General features: G+C 64.0%; 14 protein-coding genes. 10 read left to right on the top strand and 4 right to left on the bottom strand.

The features are described from left to right. Window positions 1-61: 61 nt before the first annotated feature. The 4 genes from OKW40_RS08220 to OKW40_RS08205 all read left to right on the top strand — a co-directional run bounded on the left by OKW40_RS08220 (window position 62) and on the right by OKW40_RS08205 (window position 5,925). Entirely contained in the window at window positions 62-1,177 is a 1,116-nt protein-coding gene (locus OKW40_RS08220) for an efflux RND transporter periplasmic adaptor subunit (protein WP_429491929.1), read from the top strand. Beyond that, window positions 1,174-4,314 carry an efflux RND transporter permease subunit gene (locus OKW40_RS08215; protein ID WP_429489153.1) on the top strand — a complete coding sequence of 1,047 codons (3,141 nt, stop codon included), beginning with the start codon at window positions 1,174-1,176 and terminating at the stop codon, window positions 4,312-4,314. The genes OKW40_RS08220 and OKW40_RS08215 overlap by 4 nt, the downstream gene beginning before the upstream one ends. A 36-nt stretch (window positions 4,315-4,350) precedes the next feature. Then, window positions 4,351-5,157, top strand: coding sequence for an oxidoreductase (locus tag OKW40_RS08210; protein WP_429489151.1), 807 nt, complete (start codon window positions 4,351-4,353; stop codon window positions 5,155-5,157). Between the two features lie 246 nt (window positions 5,158-5,403). Further along, window positions 5,404-5,925 (top strand): MarR family winged helix-turn-helix transcriptional regulator, encoded by a 522-nt coding sequence (locus tag OKW40_RS08205; protein WP_429489149.1) that lies wholly within the window; start codon window positions 5,404-5,406, stop codon window positions 5,923-5,925. 369 nt (window positions 5,926-6,294) lie between these two features. Here OKW40_RS08205 and OKW40_RS08200 read toward each other — a convergent pair whose 3' ends face one another. From OKW40_RS08200 to OKW40_RS08190, 3 genes are read right to left on the bottom strand one after another with little or no spacing between them, the layout of a single operon-like run. Continuing rightward, complete coding sequence (locus OKW40_RS08200; protein WP_429489147.1) at window positions 6,295-7,479, bottom strand: porin; 1,185 nt, start codon at window positions 7,477-7,479, stop codon at window positions 6,295-6,297. A 60-nt stretch (window positions 7,480-7,539) separates the two neighbouring features. Then, entirely contained in the window at window positions 7,540-9,975 is a 2,436-nt protein-coding gene (locus OKW40_RS08195; protein ID WP_429489145.1) for a TIM-barrel domain-containing protein, read from the bottom strand. 19 nt (window positions 9,976-9,994) lie between these two features. Continuing rightward, window positions 9,995-11,281 carry an MFS transporter gene (locus tag OKW40_RS08190; protein ID WP_429489144.1) on the bottom strand — a complete coding sequence of 429 codons (1,287 nt, stop codon included), beginning with the start codon at window positions 11,279-11,281 and terminating at the stop codon, window positions 9,995-9,997. Between the two features lie 465 nt (window positions 11,282-11,746). Here OKW40_RS08190 and OKW40_RS08185 point away from each other — a divergent pair, with 465 nt between their 5' ends. The 6 genes from OKW40_RS08185 (at window position 11,747) to OKW40_RS08160 (ending at window position 18,826) form a co-directional block, all read left to right on the top strand. After that, window positions 11,747-12,094, top strand: a complete 348-nt coding sequence (locus tag OKW40_RS08185; protein ID WP_429489142.1) for a hypothetical protein — start codon at window positions 11,747-11,749, stop codon at window positions 12,092-12,094. A 192-nt stretch (window positions 12,095-12,286) separates the two neighbouring features. Then, entirely contained in the window at window positions 12,287-14,203 is a 1,917-nt protein-coding gene (locus tag OKW40_RS08180; RefSeq protein WP_429489141.1) for an extracellular solute-binding protein, read from the top strand. Window positions 14,204-14,252: 49 nt separating this feature from the next. After that, the gene (locus tag OKW40_RS08175) at window positions 14,253-15,290 is read left to right on the top strand and encodes a microcin C ABC transporter permease YejB (RefSeq protein ID WP_090800650.1); all 1,038 of its coding nucleotides are present in this window, start codon (window positions 14,253-14,255) and stop codon (window positions 15,288-15,290) included. Continuing rightward, window positions 15,290-16,396: an ABC transporter permease gene (locus OKW40_RS08170; protein WP_184056969.1), complete on the top strand. Its 1,107-nt coding sequence runs from the start codon at window positions 15,290-15,292 to the stop codon at window positions 16,394-16,396. Before OKW40_RS08175 ends, OKW40_RS08170 begins: the two co-directional genes overlap by 1 nt. Next, a complete protein-coding gene (locus tag OKW40_RS08165) occupies window positions 16,393-18,024 on the top strand; it encodes an ABC transporter ATP-binding protein (RefSeq protein WP_429489139.1) in 1,632 nt (543 codons plus the stop codon). The genes OKW40_RS08170 and OKW40_RS08165 overlap by 4 nt, the downstream gene beginning before the upstream one ends. A gap of 136 nt (window positions 18,025-18,160) precedes the next feature. Then, a complete protein-coding gene (locus OKW40_RS08160; RefSeq protein WP_090800645.1) occupies window positions 18,161-18,826 on the top strand; it encodes a C40 family peptidase in 666 nt (221 codons plus the stop codon). Window positions 18,827-18,939: 113 nt separating this feature from the next. Here OKW40_RS08160 and OKW40_RS08155 read toward each other — a convergent pair whose 3' ends face one another. Continuing rightward, on the bottom strand, window positions 18,940-19,887 hold the full coding sequence (locus OKW40_RS08155; RefSeq protein WP_090805355.1) for a patatin-like phospholipase family protein: 948 nt from the start codon (window positions 19,885-19,887) through the stop codon (window positions 18,940-18,942). Window positions 19,888-20,126: the final 239 nt, after the last annotated feature.

Raw genomic sequence — 20,126 nt, 5'->3', positions numbered from 1 at the left:
CGACCCGGACCTGGCTGGCGAGGGTAGCCTCGCCGATCTTAGCGCACTCATCGGGTCTTTCATGCTCCGGCGTCGCCTTGCTGCCTCTACAGTCATCTGTGCACTGCCGTTTGCGCTAGCCGCCTGCGGCGCAAAAACACCGTCCGATCCGCGCACCGAAGCGCCCCTGGTGCGCACCGCCATCGCTCAGGCGGCGATCCCCGCCTCCCGTTCGTTTACCGGAACGGTCGCCGCGCGCGTGCAGAGCGACCTGGGCTTTCGTGTCTCCGGCAAGGTGCTCGAGCGGCTGGTGGATGCCGGTCAGACCGTCAAACGCGGCCAGCCGCTGATGCGCCTGGATCCGATCGATCTGAGGCTTGCCGCGCAGGCCCGGCAGGACGCGGTCACCGCCGCGCGGGCACGGGCGCAGCAGACCGCGCAGGATGAGGAGCGCTATCGCGACCTGCGCGGCACCGGCGCGATATCGGCATCGGCCTATGACCAGGTCAAGGCGACGGCCGATGCTGCCAAAGCGCAACTCAGTGCGGCCGAGGCTGACGCCGACGTTGCGCGCAACGCGACGGGTTATGCCGGGCTGGTGGCGGACGGCGATGGCGTCGTGATGGAAACGCTGGCCGAACCGGGCCAGGTCGTCAGCGCCGGACAGCCCGTGGTGCGCCTCGCCCACGCCGGGCGTCGCGAGGCTGTCATCCAGCTACCCGAAACCCTGCGTCCCGCCATCGGTTCGGTCGCCCAGGCCACGCTGTTCGGCAGCAGCGGCAATACCGTGCCGGCGACGCTGCGCCAGCTTTCGGATACGGCGGATCTCCGCACCCGGACCTTTGAAGCGCGGTATGTCCTGCAGGGCGCGTTGGCCGACGCCCCACTGGGCGCCACGGTGACGGTCCAGATTCCCGACGCGCGTTCCCCGGTGCAAGGCGGTTTGCAGGTGCCGATCGGCGCGCTGCTGGACGCGGGCAAGGGACCAGGGGTGTGGGTCATCAACGGCGAGCCGGCGAAGGTTGCCTGGCGGCCGGTTACCGTCGAACGGCTGGACGACGATAGTGCCCGCGTCGCCGGTGAGATCAGGCAAGGCGACCGGATCGTCGCGCTCGGCGCGCAGCTGCTGCGCGAAGGCGAGCAGGTCCGGGTGACAAGTCAAGCCGTCGCCATGACGGCCGAGGGAGCCCGTCCGTGAGCGAAGGCCGTTTCAACCTGTCGGCGCTCGCCGTGCGTGAGCGCTCCATCACCCTGTTCCTGATCTGCCTGATTTCACTGGCCGGGCTTGTTTCGTTCTTCAAGCTGGGCCGGGCGGAAGACCCCGCGTTCACGGTCAAGGTGATGACCATCATCACTGCGTGGCCCGGGGCGACCGAGCAGGAAATGCACGATCAGGTCGCCGAGAAGCTCGAAAAGCGCATGCAGGAGCTGCGCTGGTACGACCGGACCGAGACCTATACGCGGCCAGGCCTCGCCTTCACGACCTTGACCCTGCTCGACAGCACGCCGCCCTCGGAAGTACAGGAACAGTTCTACCAGGCCCGGAAGAAGATCAGCGACGAGACAGCCAACCTGCCGGCTGGCGTAATCGGGCCGATGGTCAACGACGAATACTCGGATGTCACGTTTGCCCTCTTCGCCCTGAAGGCCAGGGGCGAACCGCAGCGCCTGCTGGTGCGCGATGCCGAGACGCTGCGCCAGCGGTTGCTGCACGTGCCGGGCGTGAAGAAGGTCAACATCATCGGCGAGCAGTCGGAGAGAATCTATGTCGAGCTCTCACATGACCGGCTGGCAACGCTGGGCGTGAGCCCCCAGGACGTGTTCGCCGCGCTCAACGGCCAGAACGCCCTGACGCCGGCGGGCTCCGTGGAGACCAAAGGTCCGGAGGTGTTCATTCGCCTGGACGGTGCCTTTGACAACCTGCAGAAGATCCGCGACACGCCGGTCGTCGCGCAGGGCCGCACGCTGAAGCTATCGGACATTGCCACCGTCACACGTGGTTATGAAGATCCGGCGACGTTCATGATCCGCAACAACGGCGAACCTGCACTGCTGCTGGGTATCGTGATGCGCGACGGCTGGAACGGGCTTGATCTCGGCAAGGCGCTGGACAGCGAGGTCGGCGCAATCAACGCCGGGCTGCCGCTGGGCATGAGCCTGACCAAAGTCACCGATCAGGCCGTCAACATTCATTCGGCGGTCGACGAGTTCATGGTGAAGTTCTTCGTTGCGCTGCTGGTGGTCATGCTGGTGAGTTTTGTCAGTATGGGCTGGCGGGTGGGCCTGGTCGTTGCCGCGGCCGTACCGCTGACACTCGCGGTGGTGTTCGTCGTGATGGCCGCGACCGGCAAGAACTTCGATCGCATCACGCTCGGCTCGCTGATCCTCGCGCTCGGCCTGCTCGTGGACGACGCGATCATCGCGATCGAAATGATGGTGGTAAAGATGGAGGAAGGCTACGGCCGCATCGCCGCCTCCGCCTACGCGTGGAGTCATACGGCCGCGCCGATGCTGGCGGGCACGCTGGTGACCGCCGTCGGCTTCATGCCCAATGGCTTCGCGCGCTCCACGGCCGGCGAATACACCAGCAACATGTTCTGGATCGTGGGGATCGCGCTGATCGCATCGTGGGTCGTCGCCGTGGTCTTCACGCCCTACCTGGGTGTGAAGATGCTGCCCGATTTCAAAAAGGTCGAAGGCGGTCACGACGCGATCTACGACACGCCGCGCTACAACCGCTTCCGTCAACTGCTCACGCGCGTCATCGCGCGCAAATGGCTGGTCGCCGGCTCGGTCGTGGGCCTCTTCGTGCTGGCCATCCTCGGCATGGGCGTGGTCAAAAAACAGTTTTTCCCGATCTCCGACCGTCCCGAAGTGCTGGTCGAGGTGCAGATGCCCTATGGCACGTCGATCTCGCAAACCAGCGCCGCCACGACGAAGGTCGAAGCGTGGCTCGCGAAGCAGAAGGAAGCCAGGATCGTCACCGCGTACGTCGGGCAAGGCGCGCCACGCTTTTACCTGGCGATGGGGCCGGAACTGCCCGATCCGTCGTTTGCCAAGATCGTGGTGCGCACGGACAGCCAGGATGAGCGCGACGCATTGAAGCAGCGACTGCGTCAGGCAGTCTCCAACGGTCTCGCCCCCGAGGCGCGTGTGCGGGTCACGCAACTCGTGTTCGGTCCGTATTCACCGTACCCGGTCGCCTACCGTATCTCTGGTCCGGACCCGGACAGGCTGCGCGGTATTGCGGGAGAAGTTGAGCAGGGGATGGAGGCCAGTCCGATGATGCGCACGGTCAACGGTGACTGGGGTACGCGCACGCCCACGCTGCACTTCACGTTGCAGCAGGATCGCCTGCAGGCGGTGGGGCTGACATCCAGCGCCGTGGCGCAACAACTGCAATTCCTCCTGACCGGCGTACCGGTCACCGCCGTGCGTGAGGATATCCGGACCGTGCAGGTCATCGCGCGTTCGGCCGGCGACGTGCGGCTCGATCCGGCGCGGATCGGCGATTTCACGCTGGCTGGCGCGAACGGACAGCGCATTCCGCTGTCGCAGGTGGGCAAGGTCGACGTGCGCATGGAGGAGCCGGTCATGCGCTGGCGGGACCGCGTGCCGACGATCACGGTACGGGGCGACATTGCCGACAACCTTCAGCCGCCGGACGTATCGACGGCGATCACCAGGCAGCTTCAGCCCATCATGGCCCGGCTGCCGACCGGCTACCGTATCGAAGAGGCGGGCTCCATCGAGGAATCGGCCAAAGCGACGACCGCCATGTTGCCGCTCTTCCCGATCATGCTGGCGGTTACGCTCATCATCATCATCTTCCAGGTGCGTTCGATCTCCGCCATGGTGATGGTGTTCCTGACCAGCCCGCTGGGCCTGATCGGGGTGGTGCCGACGTTGATCCTGTTCAGGCAGCCGTTCGGCATCAATGCGCTGGTCGGTCTCATCGCGCTATCGGGCATCCTGATGCGCAACACGCTGATCCTGATCGGACAGATCCACCAGAACGGGCAGGCGGGGCTGGATCCGTTCCATGCGGTCGTCGAGGCCACCGTGCAGCGTGCCAGACCGGTGATCCTGACGGCCATGGCGGCGATCCTCGCGTTCATCCCGCTGACCCATTCGGTGTTCTGGGGAACCCTCGCGTACACGCTGATCGGCGGCACGTTCGCCGGGACGATCCTGACCCTGGTGTTCCTGCCGGCGATGTATTCGATCTGGTTCAGGATTCGACCCGGGAGTATCGCTGGCTTGCGCAAGGATCGGCATGAGCAGGTGCAGCCTTCCGGGCAAACGCTGGAGGACGCGCTCGACGCGGGCAGTTAAAAACACCATCAATTCACCGTATCGAAGGAAACCGCCATGTCGAATTCCACTGTTGTCGTTGTTACCGGCGTGTCATCGGGTATCGGACGCGCTGCCGCCGAGAAGTTTGCCAGGCGGGGGTGCCGCGTATTCGGCACCGTGCGCAGCATCGCAAAAGCGGCGCCTATCCCGGGCGTCGAGCTTGTCGAGATGGATATTCGCGACGATGCTTCGGTCCAGGCTGGAATCCAGTCCGTCATCGATCGCGCCGGTCGCATCGACGTGCTCGTCAACAATGCAGGAACGAGCATGATTGGCGCGGTCGAGGAAACGTCGACTGCCGAGGCCTCGTCTCTGTTCGATACCAATGTATTCAGCATTCTGCGCGCGACACAGGCTGTACTCCCCCACATGCGGGCACAACGCGGTGGAAGGATCGTCAATGTCAGTTCGGTGCTCGGGTTTCTCCCGGCGCCCTACATGGGACTCTATTCGGCGTCCAAGCACGCTGTGGAAGGGCTGACCGAAACCCTGGATCACGAGGTGCGCCAGTTCGGCATACGCGCAACGCTGGTCGAACCGACTTTTACCAGGACCAATCTCGACATCAATGCGCCCCAGGCGGGTTCGAAAATCGCCGACTATGACCGCGAGCGTGCCCTTGCCACGAGCGCAGTCGTGAACAGTGTCAAAGGTGCCCCCGAGCCCGAGGGCGTGGCGAAGACAATTGTCGAAGCGGCGCTTGGCAGCTGGCGAATGCGTCGTACGCCCGCGGGCGAGGCATCTCTGCTGAGCAAATTGCGGCGCTTTATGCCCTCCCGCCCGGTCGATTCAAGTTTGAGGAAAACATTCGGGCTCGCATGAATACCTTGCCGGGACGTGATGACGTTGGCATTCAGATCGCGACCAGCATACGGGCGGCCTTTGTGAATGCCCGCCTGACACGGCCTTGAGGGGCCGCATCTCGGAATGGATGACCACGATGTCGCAATGACGAATGTTGCACTTCAGGCGCCTATTGCCATTGACTACTTCGGCGCATTGGAACCGACCTCTCCGAATCACCGACACGGTTGTTACGTGAGCTAATAAGGACCGGGAGCCACCGATATGGAAAGTCATGATGCTGATCTGTCGATCACAGCCATTGGAGAAATCTCCGCGCTAACTCTGAACCATTTTTTTGCGCAGCGCGCGATGCGAGCTTTCGGGGATCACTTCAACGAAGCGCTGCGACATACCGACGTAACCGCATCGCAGTTTTGTATGCTCGCGTTGCTGCATCAACGGGAACCGCTGGTCTTCGGCGACATGGCAGCAGAACTGGCAATGGACCGCTCTAATCTGTCGTCCAATCTGGCCCCACTGTTCCGCCGCAGGCTCGTTTCGATAATCGCTCACGATGTAGATCGACGGAAACGCCAGCTCGTCCTCACGACCGAGGGACGCGAAGTTATTGCTTCCTCGATCGTCCCTTGGTCGCAGGCCTATCGGAACATGTCTGCATTCGTGAGGCAGATCGATCTCGATTCAATGCGTGATCTTTTTTTCGCCATCCGAAAGCGTGATCAGGCAAGTAACGTACCGCATGGACGCAAGGCCCCGGACAGCGGAAAAACGAGGCTTTTTTGAATATGGGTAGAAGTATGGGTAGCGGAAAGGTGTTTTTTCAGAGCCTTTCTGGCAAAGGCTTTCCGGCCGGTTTGGCATCCCTCCGTCTCCGCCAGCAATGGTGGCGAAACCCCGCAGAGTCTAGGCTCTGCGGGGTTTTTGTTTTTGCGCGGCTTGATTTTGATCTCGCTCGCTACTTCAGCGATGTCAGCGGCATTCCCAGCCCTCCAGCGTGTGACCACGTCCTACGTGAATAGGCAGGTCTGCTGATCAATGCATGGCGCCGTTAGCCCGCCACGCTGGTCCGCAGAAAACCGCGCCAGATCCGGCGCGGCAGGCAAGGAGTCCGCATGACTGATCCCGTCGTGCCGCTGACCGAGACCGCCTCGCTTAGAACGCGTGCCGCAACCCCACCATGCCGACGAACTGAGACGGACCCGATGACGGCGTCGTGTTCTGCGAGTCGCCGACCACCGCGACCGCGTCGGCGATGGTCACACCGCTGCCCGACGAGATCAGCGACTTGCCGCCTGCATGCTGATAGGCCTCGAGCGCGTACAGCGTGGTGCGCGTCGACAGGTTGTAGGTCTGTTCGAGCGAGATCTGATGATAGTGCGCCGGATCGCTGATGCCGTTCGCCTTGCTTGCCTGGGTGAAGCTATAGCCGCCGCCGACCGTCACGCTCGGCGTGATCCGGTACGTCGCGATCGCACCGTACGTGTTGAACACGGCCTTGTCGAAGAACAGCGAGCCGTGGCCCGGCGCGTACTGCACATTCGAGTAGTTGAGGCCGACCATCAGATCGTGCCACGTATAGCGACCCGCCGCGGCGAACAGTTGCGCGCTGCGCGCGCTCGCGTAACCGTTGTTGACCGGCGAGTTGATCGCGAAGCTGCCGAGCGCCGCGCTCGTCGAAATGTCCTTCAGCTTCAGGTAGCCGGCTGCGAGCGACACGGGCTGGAAGTCATAACGCAGCGCCGCGCTGAACAGGCTGCCGTTCGCGACTCTGCCGGGCACGCCGCCGAGACCATACTGCGCGCTTGCCTGCAGGCCCCCGATCGTCGGCGATAGGTAGGTTACCGAATTATTGAAGCGCAGCGTCGTGTCGAGGGCGTCGAGATCGCCGGGGTGCGCGCCGGTCGCGCCGGTCAGCACGCCGGTCGGTCCGAGCGCGCCGACCATCTGGAAGTAGGGTGTGTATTGGCGGCCGAGCGTCACCGTGCCGTAGCGGTCGTTCGCGAGGCCGACATAGGCCTGGCGATTGAACAGGTAGCCCGTGGTGCTTTGCGCGCCAGTCAGCGAATTGAAGCCGCTCTCGAGCCGGAAGATCGCCTTCGTGCCGCCGCCGAGATCTTCCGAGCCGAGGAAGCCGAACTTGCTCGCCTGCAGGTTGCCCTGGCTCATATAGAAATTCGAATGCCCCTTCTGGTTGCTGGCATAGGCGAGCGCATTGTCGACGACGCCATACAGCGTGACGCTGCTTTGCGCCGATGCGCTGGTGGACAACGCGGTGCCCGCAAACGGCAGGCAGCAGAGGACGAACGCGCGGGTGCGCGCGCGCTGGTTTATTTTCATGTTGGGATGTCTCCAGACTGATGGGTCGGCCTGATCCCTCAGGCCGGTGCGGTGTGTTGTTCAGTGCGGCACCGAAATCGTCAGGCAGCGCCAGCCGTGCGCGGTGTGATCGGTCACGAGCGTGCCGTTAGCGCAGACGACCGCGCGTGTTTCGCGCATCGGCACGAACACGCGCACTTGCGGCTGCACGCGCGGCATCCATTGCGAACGCTCGAGCGTCACCCGCAAAGTGTTTGCGTCGCCCGTCAGCGTGACGTTCCAGCGGCCTTGCTCGCCGTTGCGCCAGGCTTCGGTCTCGCCGTCGTCCTCGATCGAGCCGCCTTGCGCGGTGCCCGCGTCGGCAGACGGCACCGCGAGGAATGCGCGTTCGTCGGCAGGGCGGCCAAAATGCTGCTCGGCGATGTTGAGCGGAATCACGCTGCCTTCACGCAGCAGGAACACCGGCCGCTCGAACGGCGCGGGCAACGTGACGGTCTGGCCGCCGTCGAACGTTTCGCCGCTCCAGTACGACACCCAGCGCGAACCGGCCGGTAGATACACGGCGCGCGTGCTCTGGCCCGGATCGACCACTGGCGCGACCAGCATCGACGAGCCGAGCATCATGTCGTCGCCATCGACGAGGCAGCGCGGATCGTGCGGAAACTCCGCGAACAGCGGCCGCAGCACCGGCTCGTACGCGCTATGCGATTGCCACAGCAGCTCGTAGAGATAAGGGATCAGGCGATAGCGCAGCTTGATCAGGTCTGCCACGTGCCGCGTGACTTCGGGATGCATCCACGGCTCGTTGACGGTGCCGTCGTCGTTCCACGAGTGAATCGAAAAGCGCGGCAGGAAGATGCCGAACCCGACCCAGCGCGCAAACAGCTCCGGCTCCGGCGCCGGACCCGAGAAGCCGCCGACGTCGTGACCGCTATTCGACACGCCCGACATCGCGAGCCCGAGACCCATCTTCAGATTGAAGCGCAGCGTTTCCCACGACGTGTAGTTGTCGCCCGACCACGTCTGCACGTAGCGATGCATGCCGACGCCGCCCGAGCGCGACACGAGGAACGGGCGCCTGTCAGGCGCGTGCTCGCGCTGCGCGTCGTGCGACGCGCGCATCATCAGCTGCGTCTGCAGCACCTTCGCCTGGTATGCCGGATACGGCTTGCCGAAGCCGCGCGCGATCGCATGCGGCGACCAGATCTCGAACTCGTTGTTGTCGTTCCAGGTGGCCGCGATGCCGTATTTGAGCAGTGCGTCCTTCACGCGAGCTTTCCACCAGTCGATCGTCGCGGGATTCGTGAAGTCGAGGTACGCGCCGACTTCGTCCCAGAACTGCACCCATGCGGGCTCGCCATCGGGCGCTTCGATCAACAGGCCGGCGTGGGCGACGTCGTCGAACGCTGGGTGGTCTTGCAGCAGACACGGCTTGATGTTCGCGCACAGACGCACGCCGTGATCGAGATAGCTCCGCACGAAGCCGTCGATGTCCGGAAACCTGTCGTGATTCCAGTTGAACACGTAGCGCTTCGGCCCGATCGACGTATAGCCCGACGACAGATGGAACGAATCGCACAGCACGTCGTGTTCGCGGCAACGCTCGATGAATTTGCCCATCTGCTGTTGCGCGTCCGGCGCGTCGGTATAGCTCATCGTCGAGCCCGAGTAGCCGAGGCCCCACTTCGGCATCCACGCGGGACGTCCGGTGAGCCACGTGAAGCGGCGCACCGCGTCGAGCGGCGAGCCGGGCGATGCGATGAAGTAGTAGTCGAGATCGCCATGCTCGGCGATGAAGTGCCGATAGTGGCCGTGATAGTTGTCGAGCTCGCGGCCCATGTCGAAGCGACAATCGGCGAGCGTGTCGTAGAACAGGCCGAAGCCCGTCGACGTCTGCGGCTGCCACGTCACGTAGAACGGGATGTGCTTGTACAGCGGGTCCGTGGTGCGCGCGCTGTAGCCCATCGCGTCGATGTTGCGCATCTCGTAGGTTTGCCGCGCGCGATCGAGCGAGCCGGCACGCTCGCCGAGGCCCACGTACATTTCGTCGCGGCGCCGCTCGACGTAGTGATAGACGCGCGAGTCCCACCAGCCGAAGTTGTACGCCTGGGTCTTGCGATCGCTCATCACGCGATGCCATGTGCCTTCGTGCAGGATGTCCCAGGCGCAGGCGCCGCCTTCGAGCGCCACGCTCACGCGCACGCGCGCCGTTTCGATCACGATGTGACCGGCTGCTTCGTTCACCGTGAACGGCGGCGGCGTGAAGCCGCTCAGGTCGCGGCGCTCGCGGCCTTGGAGCGGCACGTCGTCCATCCCGGGCGCGATCGCCCATGTGCGCGGGCCGCGCGTTTCGCCGTCCGGCAGCACGAGCACGCGGATGATGTCCTCGGCGAGCACGAACAGCTCGATGCGGCAATTCGGCTGCGCGCTTAGCACGACCGGGTTGGCCGCCGGGTCGCCAGCGTGGGGGACGAGCGCAAAGCGCGGCGGATGTTTGAGATTGATCTGTGAACGCATGATGAGTCTTCCAGGAAGGTCAGGCAGCAGTGTTGACGCTCAGTTCGGCGCGGCGCGCGCGGCCGTGGCGCGGCACACCGCGCATCAGGATGATCAGCAGCGTCGCGCCGATGATGTCGAATGCGCCGAGCGCACCGAACAGCGGCGTGTAGCCGATCGAATCGGCGAGCGCGCCGACCATCAGCGAGAAGCCGAGGCCGCCGATCCACGCGGCCATGCCCGCGAAGCCGGCGACGGTGCCGACTTCGCCCGGATCGAATACGTCGGCGGCGAGCGTGTTGACGAGCGCCGAGATCATCTGGTGCGCGAAGCCGCCGACGCAGAAGAGGGCGATGGCCTGGTAGGGCGACGCGACGAGACCGATCGATGCCGGCCCGATCATCATCAGCGCGCCGAGCACGACGCCCGAGATGCGCGACCAGATCAGCGGCACGCGAAAATGCTTCATCAGGAATGGCGACAGATAGCCGCCGAACAGACCGCCCAGGTCCGCGGCGAGAAACGGCAGCCACGCGAACATCGCGATCTGCTTCAGATCCATATGACGCTGCGTGGCGAGATACAGCGGAATCCAGAAGCTGAACGTCTGCCACGCGGGCTCGGCGAAAAAGCGCGCTTGCGCGATCGCCCAGAAGCGGCGCGTGCGCAGCACTTCACGCACGCTCGCGCGGCGCGCGGCGGGCGGTGCCTGGCCTTCGACGATCGCGGCGCGCTCGGCATCGCTCACGCGCTTGTGCTCGGCGGGCGAGCGGTACAGCACGAACCATGCGGCGGCCCACACGAAGCCGAGCGCGCCGGTCACCGCGAACGCGCTCTGCCAGCCGTAGCGCAGCGACAGGAAAACGACGAGCGGCGGCGCGAGCAGCGAGCCGAGCGAGGTGCCCGCATTGAAGTAGCCGACCGCGACGGATTTCTCGCGATCGGGAAACCATTCGGCGACGACCTTCATGCCGGCCGGAATCGCGACCGCTTCGGACAGGCCCATGAAGCCGCGCAGCACCGCGAGCGAAAACCAGCTGCCCGCGAAACCGTGGAACACGCCGGTCAGCGACCACAGGCACGCGAACAGCGCGAAGCCGAGGCGCAGGCCGATCAGATCGATGATCAGGCCGCAGACGGGCTGCATCACCGTATAGCCGACCTGGAACGCGCCGACCACGTACGAGTACTGCCGCGTGTTCATGTGCAGCAGTTTCATCAGCTCGGGCGCCATCACGCCGAGCGCGTTGCGCGACAGATAGTTGACGATCGTCCCAACGCACACGAGGGCGATGATCCACCAGCGCAATCCCTTGATCGTTTTCAAAATCAGTCTCCGTGGCGCATTGAGCGGTTGCTTCCGACGCAGTGCTCGGGCATGCGCGAATTCGAACATTTATTGGTTTTCAATGGCAGTCATCCTACCACTTGGAAACGACCTGGATATCGGGGGAAACCATAGGATTTGCCACGTGTTTCCTTGATTTGTCTCGATAATTTAATATTTTTTTTGCCTCGTCTCCGAGCGGTGATCGGATGACTGTGGTGAGAAATATAGAACAGATATGTTCTTTCGAACTTTAAAATGTTCGTTTTCGGGATGTCAGCCAGGCCGCGAGCCGGCGCCCGCGCGGAGGGTGCTTTTTCACCGCCGTCTGGCGTGTGTAACCAGACATTACGCCGCCGCCGGCGAGGCGATTTTCAGCATCAGTTATTACAAAGTTGAAATACGCGTGTTGCTGCCTTTGCGTTATATTTCCGCCAACAAAACATGTTCCTACAAAGGTGATCAATGAAGTCCGCTCGTCTTGTTCCGCTTGTGTTCGGCGTGTTGACGTTGGCTGCATCGGGTGCCGCGATGGCCGGGGGGCTCAACGTCGGGGTCAATATCGGCATTCCCGCGCCGGTCTACGTCGCACCGGCGCCGGTCTACGCACCGCCGCCGCCTCCGCCGCCGCCCGTCGTCTATCAGCCGGCTCCCGTGTACTACGGCGGTCCGCAAATCGTGATCGGCTGGCATGGCGACCGTTACTGGGACGGCCATCGCTACTGGGCGCGCAACGACTGGTATCGCCACCATCCGCCGGGCCGCGGCGACTATGCGCGGGGTCACTACGACCAACATCGCGGCTGGCACTGAGTCGCCACTGCGTCAGCGCTGAAGCGCGCCAACCGGCCGCAGCGATGACAGAACCGCCCTTGGAGGGCGGTTTTGTTTTTTGTGCTGAAACATCCGTCGCTGACGCATTTCGTCGCAGTCGCCCGCCAGATCGCGCAAGCTAATTGGGTAGAATCCCCCACATCGCCACTGCCCATTTACCAGCACGACTCCATGACAACTGGCTCGCGACGGGTTCAAACGCCTGAGGGACTTCGACACAGCGTGATCCACGGACCCTTGCGCGCCGCGCTCGCCGTCGCGTTGCTGTGCGCGAGTCTGCTCGTCGCGCCGCACGCGCATGCCGCGCATGCGATCGCGCAATACGGCGAGCCCAAATATCCGGCCGGCTTCAAGCACTTCGACTACGTCAATCCCGATGCGCCGAAAGGCGGCACGCTCGTGCTCGCAAACCCGAGCCGTCTAACGAGCTTCGACAAGTTCAATCCGTTCACTCTGCGTGGCAATGCGGCGCCCGGCCTCGAATTGATGTTCGAGAGCCTGACGATCGGCAGCAGCGACGAAGTCGCGTCCGCCTACGGGCTGCTCGCCGACGACATCGTCGTCGCGCCCGACGGCCTGTCGGTCACGTTCCACATCAATCCGCGCGCCCGCTTTTCGAACGGCGACCCTGTGACCGCCGACGACGTCAAGTTCTCTCTCGACACGCTGAAGAGCCCGCAGGCCGCGCCGCAGTTCGCATCGCTTTTCAGCGAGATCAAGCGTGCGGTCGTCGTCGATCCGGCCACGGTGCGCTTCGAGTTTCGCGATCGCGATCGCGAGTTGCCGCTGCTCGCGGGCAGCATGCCGGTGTTCTCGCGCAAGTGGGGGATGAAGCCCGACGGCAGCCGCGTTCCGTTCGACCAGCTCGCATTCGAAAAGCCAATCGGCAGCGGGCCGTATCTGATCGACAGCTACGACAACGGCCGCACGATCGCGTTCAAACGCGACCCGCACTATTGGGGCGCCGATCTGCCGGTGCGCGTCGGCATGAACAACTTCGATCGCATCGTCTACAAGCTGTATGCCGATAGCACCGCGCGGCTCGAGGCGTTCAAGGCTGGCGAGTACGACGCGCTGGTCGAATATATCGCGCGCAACTGGGTGCGGCGCGACGTCGGCAAGAAGTTCGACCGTGGCGAGTTGATCAAGCGCGAGTTTGCGCAGCACAACGGCACCGGCATGCAGGGCTTTTTCCTGAACACGCGCCGGCCGCTGTTCCAGGATGTGCGGGTGCGCAAGGCGCTCGATCTCGCGCTCGACTTTCAGTGGCTGAACCGCCAGCTGTTTTTCAACCAGTACACGCGCATCGACAGCTATTTCGCCAACACCGAATGGCAGGCGAAGGGGCTGCCTTCGCCTGGCGAACTCGCGCTGCTGGAGCCGTTTCGCGCCCAACTCGACCCGGCGGTATTCGGGCCGCCGCCGAAGCAGCCCGATACCGATCCGCCCGGCTCGCTGCGCGCGAATCTGCTGCAGGCGCGCGATCTGCTGCAGCAGGCCGGCTGGACCTATCGTGACGGCGCGCTGCGCAACGCGAAGGGCGAGCCGTTCCAGTTCGAGATACTCGACGACTCGGGTTCGGCCTCGTCGATGGAGCCGATCATCGCGACCTTCACGCGCAATCTGCAAAAGCTCGGCATTACCGCGAACTTCCGCACCACCGACTTCGCGGTCTATCAGAAGCGGCTCGACGCATTCGACTTCGACGTGACGACGATTCGCATGCCCGACGTGCAGGTGCCGGGCTCCGAGCAGATCACCCGCTTCGGCAGCAAGGCCGCCGATACCCCCGGCTCGGACAACGCGATCGGCCTGAAGTCGCCGGCCGTCGACGCGGTGTTGAACGCGCTCGTGCATGCGCAAACGCGCGAGCAACTGACCGATGCCGCGCACGCGCTCGACCGTCTGCTGATGCATGGCTACTATGTGGTGCCGCACTGGTACAGCGGCACCCATCGCGTCGCGTTCAAGCGCGGGCTCGCGTGGCCGAAGACTTTGCCGCTGTACTATGGCGCGGAGGGCTGGATCACGACGATGTGGTGGTACGAGGATCCGCGGGCGCGCACGCCCACGGGCAGCGCCGACTGATCCGCAGATCCATCGCCCCCACCAACGCGTTCGCACTGGAACACCGCCTATGTGGAGCTACATCCTCAAACGCCTGCTGCTGATGATCCCGACGCTGCTCGGCGTGCTGACGCTGACCTTCGTCGTGATCCAGTTCGTGCCGGGCGGCCCCGTCGAGCAGATGCAGCACGAACTGCGCAAGGGCGCGGAGGGCGCCTCGCCGTTCGGGCTGCGCTCGCATAGCGGCGTCGATGCGCAACAGATCGCGCAACTGAAGCAGCTGTACGGCTTCGACAAACCGCCGCTCGAACGCTACGTGCTGATGCTCAAGCGCTTCGCGACCTTCGATCTCGGCCAGAGCTATTTCCGTCATCAGAGCGTATTGTCGCTGATCGTGTCGAAGCTGCCGGTGTCGATCAGCATCGGCCTGTGGACGTTCTTTCTCACCTATCTGATATCGGTGCCGCTCGGCATCGCGAAGGCGGTGCGCAACGGCTCGCACTTCGATATCGCGACGAGCCTCGTCGTGCTGGTCGGCTACGCGATTCCGGGCTTCGTGCTCGGCGTGCTGCTGCTCGTGCTGTTCGGCGGCGGCACGTTCCTGCAGCTGTTTCCGCTGCGCAACCTCACTTCCGACAACTGGGACCAGTTGAGCCTCGTCGGCAAGATCCTCGACTATCTATGGCATATCACGCTGCCGATCACGGCGTCGGTGGTGGGCAGCTTCGCGGTCGTCACGATGCTGACGAAAAACGCGTTCCTCGACGAAATCCGCAAGCAGTACGTGCTGACCGCGCGTGCCAAAGGTTTGTCCGAGCGGCGCGTGTTGTGGAAGCACGTGTTTCGCAATGCGCTGCTGCCGCTGATCGTCAATTTTCCGGGCGCGTTCATCGGCGCGTTCTTCACCGGCAGCCTGCTGATCGAAACGCTGTTCTCGCTCGACGGGCTCGGGTTGCTGTCGTATGAATCGGTGATGCGGCGGGACTATCCGGTCGTGCTCGGCACGTTGTATCTGTTCACGCTGATCGGCCTCGTCACGCGGCTGATCTCCGACCTTTGCTATGTGTGGGTCGATCCCCGCATCCAATTCGAACAACTGGAGCGCTGATGAATCGAGCCCGCCTTTCCGCCGACGCGGCGGCGCGCACCGAACCCGCGCGGGCACTGATGTCGCCGTCGCCGGCGCGTCGCGTGTGGCAGCGTTTTCGCCAGCAGCGTCTCGGCTACTGGAGCCTGATCATCTTCGTCGTCGCGTTCGCGGCGAGCCTCGTGGGGCCGCTGTGGTCGAACGACAAGCCGGTCGTCGTGCGCTACGACGGCCATCTGTATTTCCCGCTCGTCAAGACCTACGCCGAGACCACCTTCGGTGGCGACTTCCCCACGCCGGCCGATTATCTCGATCCGTACATCCGTCACCGCTTCGATGCGCCGGGCAACTTCGCGCTGTATCCGCCGAATCACTACTACTACGACACGCTCAATTACTTTTCGAAGACGCCCAACCCGGCGCCACCGTCGCGCGAGAACTGGCTCGGCACCGACGACCGCGGCCGCGATCTGTTCGCGCGTCTGCTGTACGGCTTCGGCGTGTCGGTCGTGTTCGGCCTCGTGCTGACCGTGATCAGCACGATCGTCGGCATCGCCGCGGGGGCGGTGCAAGGTTACTTCGGAGGGCGAACGGACATCGTCGGGCAGCGTCTGATCGAGATCTGGAACGCGATGCCGCAGCTCTATCTGCTGATCATCTTTTCATCGATCTTCGAGCGCAGCTTCGCTCTTTTGATCGTGCTGCTGTCGCTGTTCAACTGGATCGGCCTGTCCGACTATGTGCGCGCCGAGTTCCTGCGCAATCGCCAGCAGGACTACGTGCGCGCCGCGCGCGCGATGGGCCTGTCGCATTGGCAGATCATGTGGCGTCACGTGTTGCCGAACAGTCTGACGTCGGTCATCACGTTCCTGCCGTTCAGCATGAGCAGCGCGATTCTCGCGCTCACGAGTCTCGACTTCCTCGGCCTCGGCGTGCCGCCGCCGACGCCGAGCCTGGGCGAACTGCTCGCTCAGGGCAAGGCGAATCTCGACGCGTGGTGGATCTCGGTGTCGACCTTCGGCGTGCTGGTGGCGATGCTGCTGTTATTGACCTTCATGGGCGACGCGCTGCGCAACGCGCTCGACACGCGTATCTCCGATGCGATACACGCCGGAGGTGGTCAATGAGCGCGCTGCCGCAAATCGATCCGCGATCGACGGACACGCCGCTGCTCGAACTCGACCATCTGCGTGTCGCGTTCGGCGACACGGTGGCCGTCGACGACGTCACGCTCGCGATCGCGCGCGGTGAACGCGTCGCGCTCGTCGGCGAGTCGGGCTCGGGCAAGAGCGTGACCGCGCTGTCGGTGCTGCGCCTGCTGAACGACGCGCAGGTGAGCGGGGCGATCCGCTTCGATGGCAAAGATCTGCTCGCGAAGAGCGAGCGTGCGATGCGTGGCCTGCGCGGCTCGGACATCGCGATGATCTTCCAGGAACCGATGACCGCGCTCAATCCGCTGTATACGATCGGCGACCAGATTGCGGAAACGATCGTCGTGCATGACGGCGTCAGCGCGACCGAAGCGTGCAGGCGGGCGGTCGCGCTGCTCGCGCGCACCGGCATCACCGAGCCGGAGAGGCGCATCAACAGCTACCCGCATCAGCTCTCGGGCGGGCAGCGGCAGCGCGCGATGATCGCGATGGCGCTCGCCTGCCGGCCGCGCCTGTTGCTCGCCGACGAACCGACCACCGCGCTCGACGTGACGATTCGCGCGCAAATCGTCGAGCTTCTGCTGGAACTGCAGCGCGACGAAGCAAAAAAGCGCGGCATGGCCGTGCTGCTGATCACGCACGACCTGAACCTCGTGCGTCACTTCGCGCAGCGCGTCGCGGTGATGGAGCGAGGCGTGCTGGTCGAAACCGGCACGGTCGAGCAGGTGTTCGAGGCGCCGCGCCATCCGTATACCCAGCGGCTGCTCGCGAGCCGGCCGCAGCGCGAGGTCGTGCCGGTGCTGCCGATCTCGCCGGTGCTGCTCGAAGCGCGTGATGTGGCGGTCGACTTCAGAACGAAACTGACCGGCCTGCGTGGCTGGTTCGGCGCGGGGCGGTTTCGCGCGGTCGACGCGGCGAACGTGTCGGTGCGCCAGGGCGAGACGCTCGGGATCGTCGGTGAATCGGGATCGGGCAAGTCGACGCTCGCGATGGCACTGCTCGGTCTGCAGCGCACCGCGCATGGCGAGATCCAGTTTCAGGGCAGGGCGCTCGCGAGCTATCGCGGCGCCGAAAAGACCGCGCTGCGCTCGAATATGCAGGTCGTCTTTCAAGACCCTTTTAGTTCGCTTTCGCCGCGGCAGACGATCGAGCGGATCGTCGGTGAGGGGCTCGCGCTGCATCGGCCGCAGATGACTCCGCAGACGCGGCGCGACAAGGTCGTCGCGGTGCTGCGCGAAGTCGGCATCGACCGGACCGCGCTGTATCGCTATCCGCACGAATTTTCGGGCGGGCAGCGGCAGCGCATCGCGATCGCGCGCGCGCTGGTACTGGAGCCGCGCGTGCTGATCCTCGACGAACCGACCAGCGCGCTCGACGTATCGATCCAGCAGCAGGTGCTCAAGCTGCTCACCGGTTTGCAGCACAAATACAACCTCGGCTTCGTATTCATCAGTCACGACCTGGAAGTGATCGGGGCGATGGCGCACCGAGTCGTGGTGATGCAAAACGGATCGATCGTCGAGACCGGCGAAGTCGAGAAAATTTTTGCTGCACCCGCGCATCCTTACACGCGAAAGCTGCTGAAAGCGGCGCTTGATCGTTGATTTTTCACCCTTTCCCCAATTGAGTGCGTCTGTCGATTGATTTTTCCTATTCCTTTTGACAGGCAAATACTTACTGGCTAGTATCGAGCAAACTTTTTTTCTAGACACCTGATTTTTTGGCAAAAACTACCGACCAATGCAGCACAGAAACTTCACCCAGGCTTGCACGCGCGTCGTCGCCGGGATGTTCATTGGCGTCTTGATGGCAGCAGCTCCCGGCGCGTTCGCCGACGAAGTAAGCGGTTTTAATCAGAATGCCTCATATCCGCCCACCAACGGCTCGGATCCTCTCTCCCTTCTCACTCCCCAAACCAAGGCCGCCGGCAGCGAAAGCGGCAGCGCCAAATCGTTCCTTTCGGGCATGGCCGGCAAAGCGGGCGACGTGGTGGTCGGCGCGTTGAACATGATCGGCGTTCGCTACCGTTGGGGCGGCAATACGCCTGATTCGGGGCTCGATTGCAGCGGTTTCGTGCGCTACGTGTTCCAGGACACGCTCGGTCTCGCGCTGCCGCGCCGCGCCGAGGAAATGAGTCGCCTGGGCGAGAAGGTGCGGGTAAGCGACCTGAAGCCGGGCGATCTGGTGTTCTTCAATACGATGCGCCGCACGTTCTCGCACGTCGGCATCTATATCGGCGACAACAAGTTCGTGCACTCGCCGTCCACCGGCAGCACGATCCGCGTCGACGACATGGATGACGGCTACTGGGAAAAGCGCTTTACGGGTGCGCGTCGGATCGAGACCTCGTATCAGGCCGACGATCTGCGCAAGCGCGTGACCGCGACGATCGGCGGGAATAACTGATTCGGCGCCAGGCCTGGCGATAAAAAAGCCTGCTTCGTTCGAAGCAGGCTTTTTGCGTTTGATGCGCGCGTTTTTGCCATGGCGACGCACAGCGACCGTGCGTCGCCGGGCTTTCAGGCTCCCATGCGCCGCGCGGCGAGCTTGCGCTGCAACTCCGGCATCATCTTCGCGACCGCTTCCTCGCCGGCGAGGATCGCGGCGTTGCGCTGTGAGAAATCGCTGCCGCTCATCGCCGCGAGATTCGGCCGGATCACCACGTCGGCATACTTGTCGAGCTCGTAGGCCTTGATCGTCTGGCCCATGATCGTGAAGGTCTGCATCAACACGTCGAACGAGCTTGCCGTGACGCCGTTTTCCGGTCGCTGGGAGATATCGACGGCGATCACGAAATCCGCGCCCATCTTGCGCGCGAACGACGCCGGTACCGGACTCACGAGACCCCCATCCACGTACTCGTGACCGCCGATCTTCACCGGCTCGAAAATCGACGGTACGCTGCACGACGCGCGCACCGCGATGCCGGTGTTGCCACGCTGGAACAGGATCGGCTGGCCGGTTTGCAGATCGGTCGCGACCACGCCGAGCGGCCTAGCCATCTTCTCGATCGGGCGGTTGTTCAGCGTCGTGTTCAGGTAGTTCTGCAGCGCGACGCCCTGCAGGAAGCCGCGCGTACGAAACGGCATCGCCCAGTCGCTGATCGACGCTTCGTCCATCGACAGCGCGAGCTTGTTCAGCGCGAAGCCGTTCATGCCCGACGCGTACAGCGCACCGACGACGGAGCCGGCGCTCGTGCCGGCAATCAGGTCGATCTGGATATTGCGCGCCTCGAGAGCCTTGATGACGCCGATGTGCGCAAAGCCGCGCGCGGCGCCGCCGCCGAGAGCGAGCGCGACGCGAACCGGCTTCTGTTGCGCTTTTTCAGGCGGCGGGGGAACGGCGGGCGTCGCGGTGATCGGCGCGCCATCGAGTTTGCCGGCGGTCGTGGTGCAGGCGGCAAGCACCGCGGATGCGGCCGCCAGCGAAAAGCTGCGGCGGCTCAAGTTCGGGGATGAGGGTTTCAACGAGTTCTCCAGCAACGGCGCGCGCGACGCGAGCGGCGTCGCGCGTACCGCGATCAGGCTGAGGTCAGACCGGGCGGATCGCCGACGGCGATTGCGCGCGCTTGCAGCGGTGTTCGCTCCGGATCGGATCGAGGTGCGGTAAGCCCGCATCGCAGCGCGCGCACATCTTAATGCAAACGATCGGCTCGCGCGGTCCGCTGTAATGAAACGTTGCAGAGGAAGTATTCGGAACTGACGCG

Origin of the sequence: Paraburkholderia sp. RAU6.4a (genome assembly GCF_050435625.1) — a bacterium.
Lineage (GTDB): Bacteria > Pseudomonadota > Gammaproteobacteria > Burkholderiales > Burkholderiaceae > Paraburkholderia > Paraburkholderia tuberum.
Note: the sequence above shows the minus strand (reverse complement) of the source record. Positions and strands in the feature narration are given on the sequence as shown.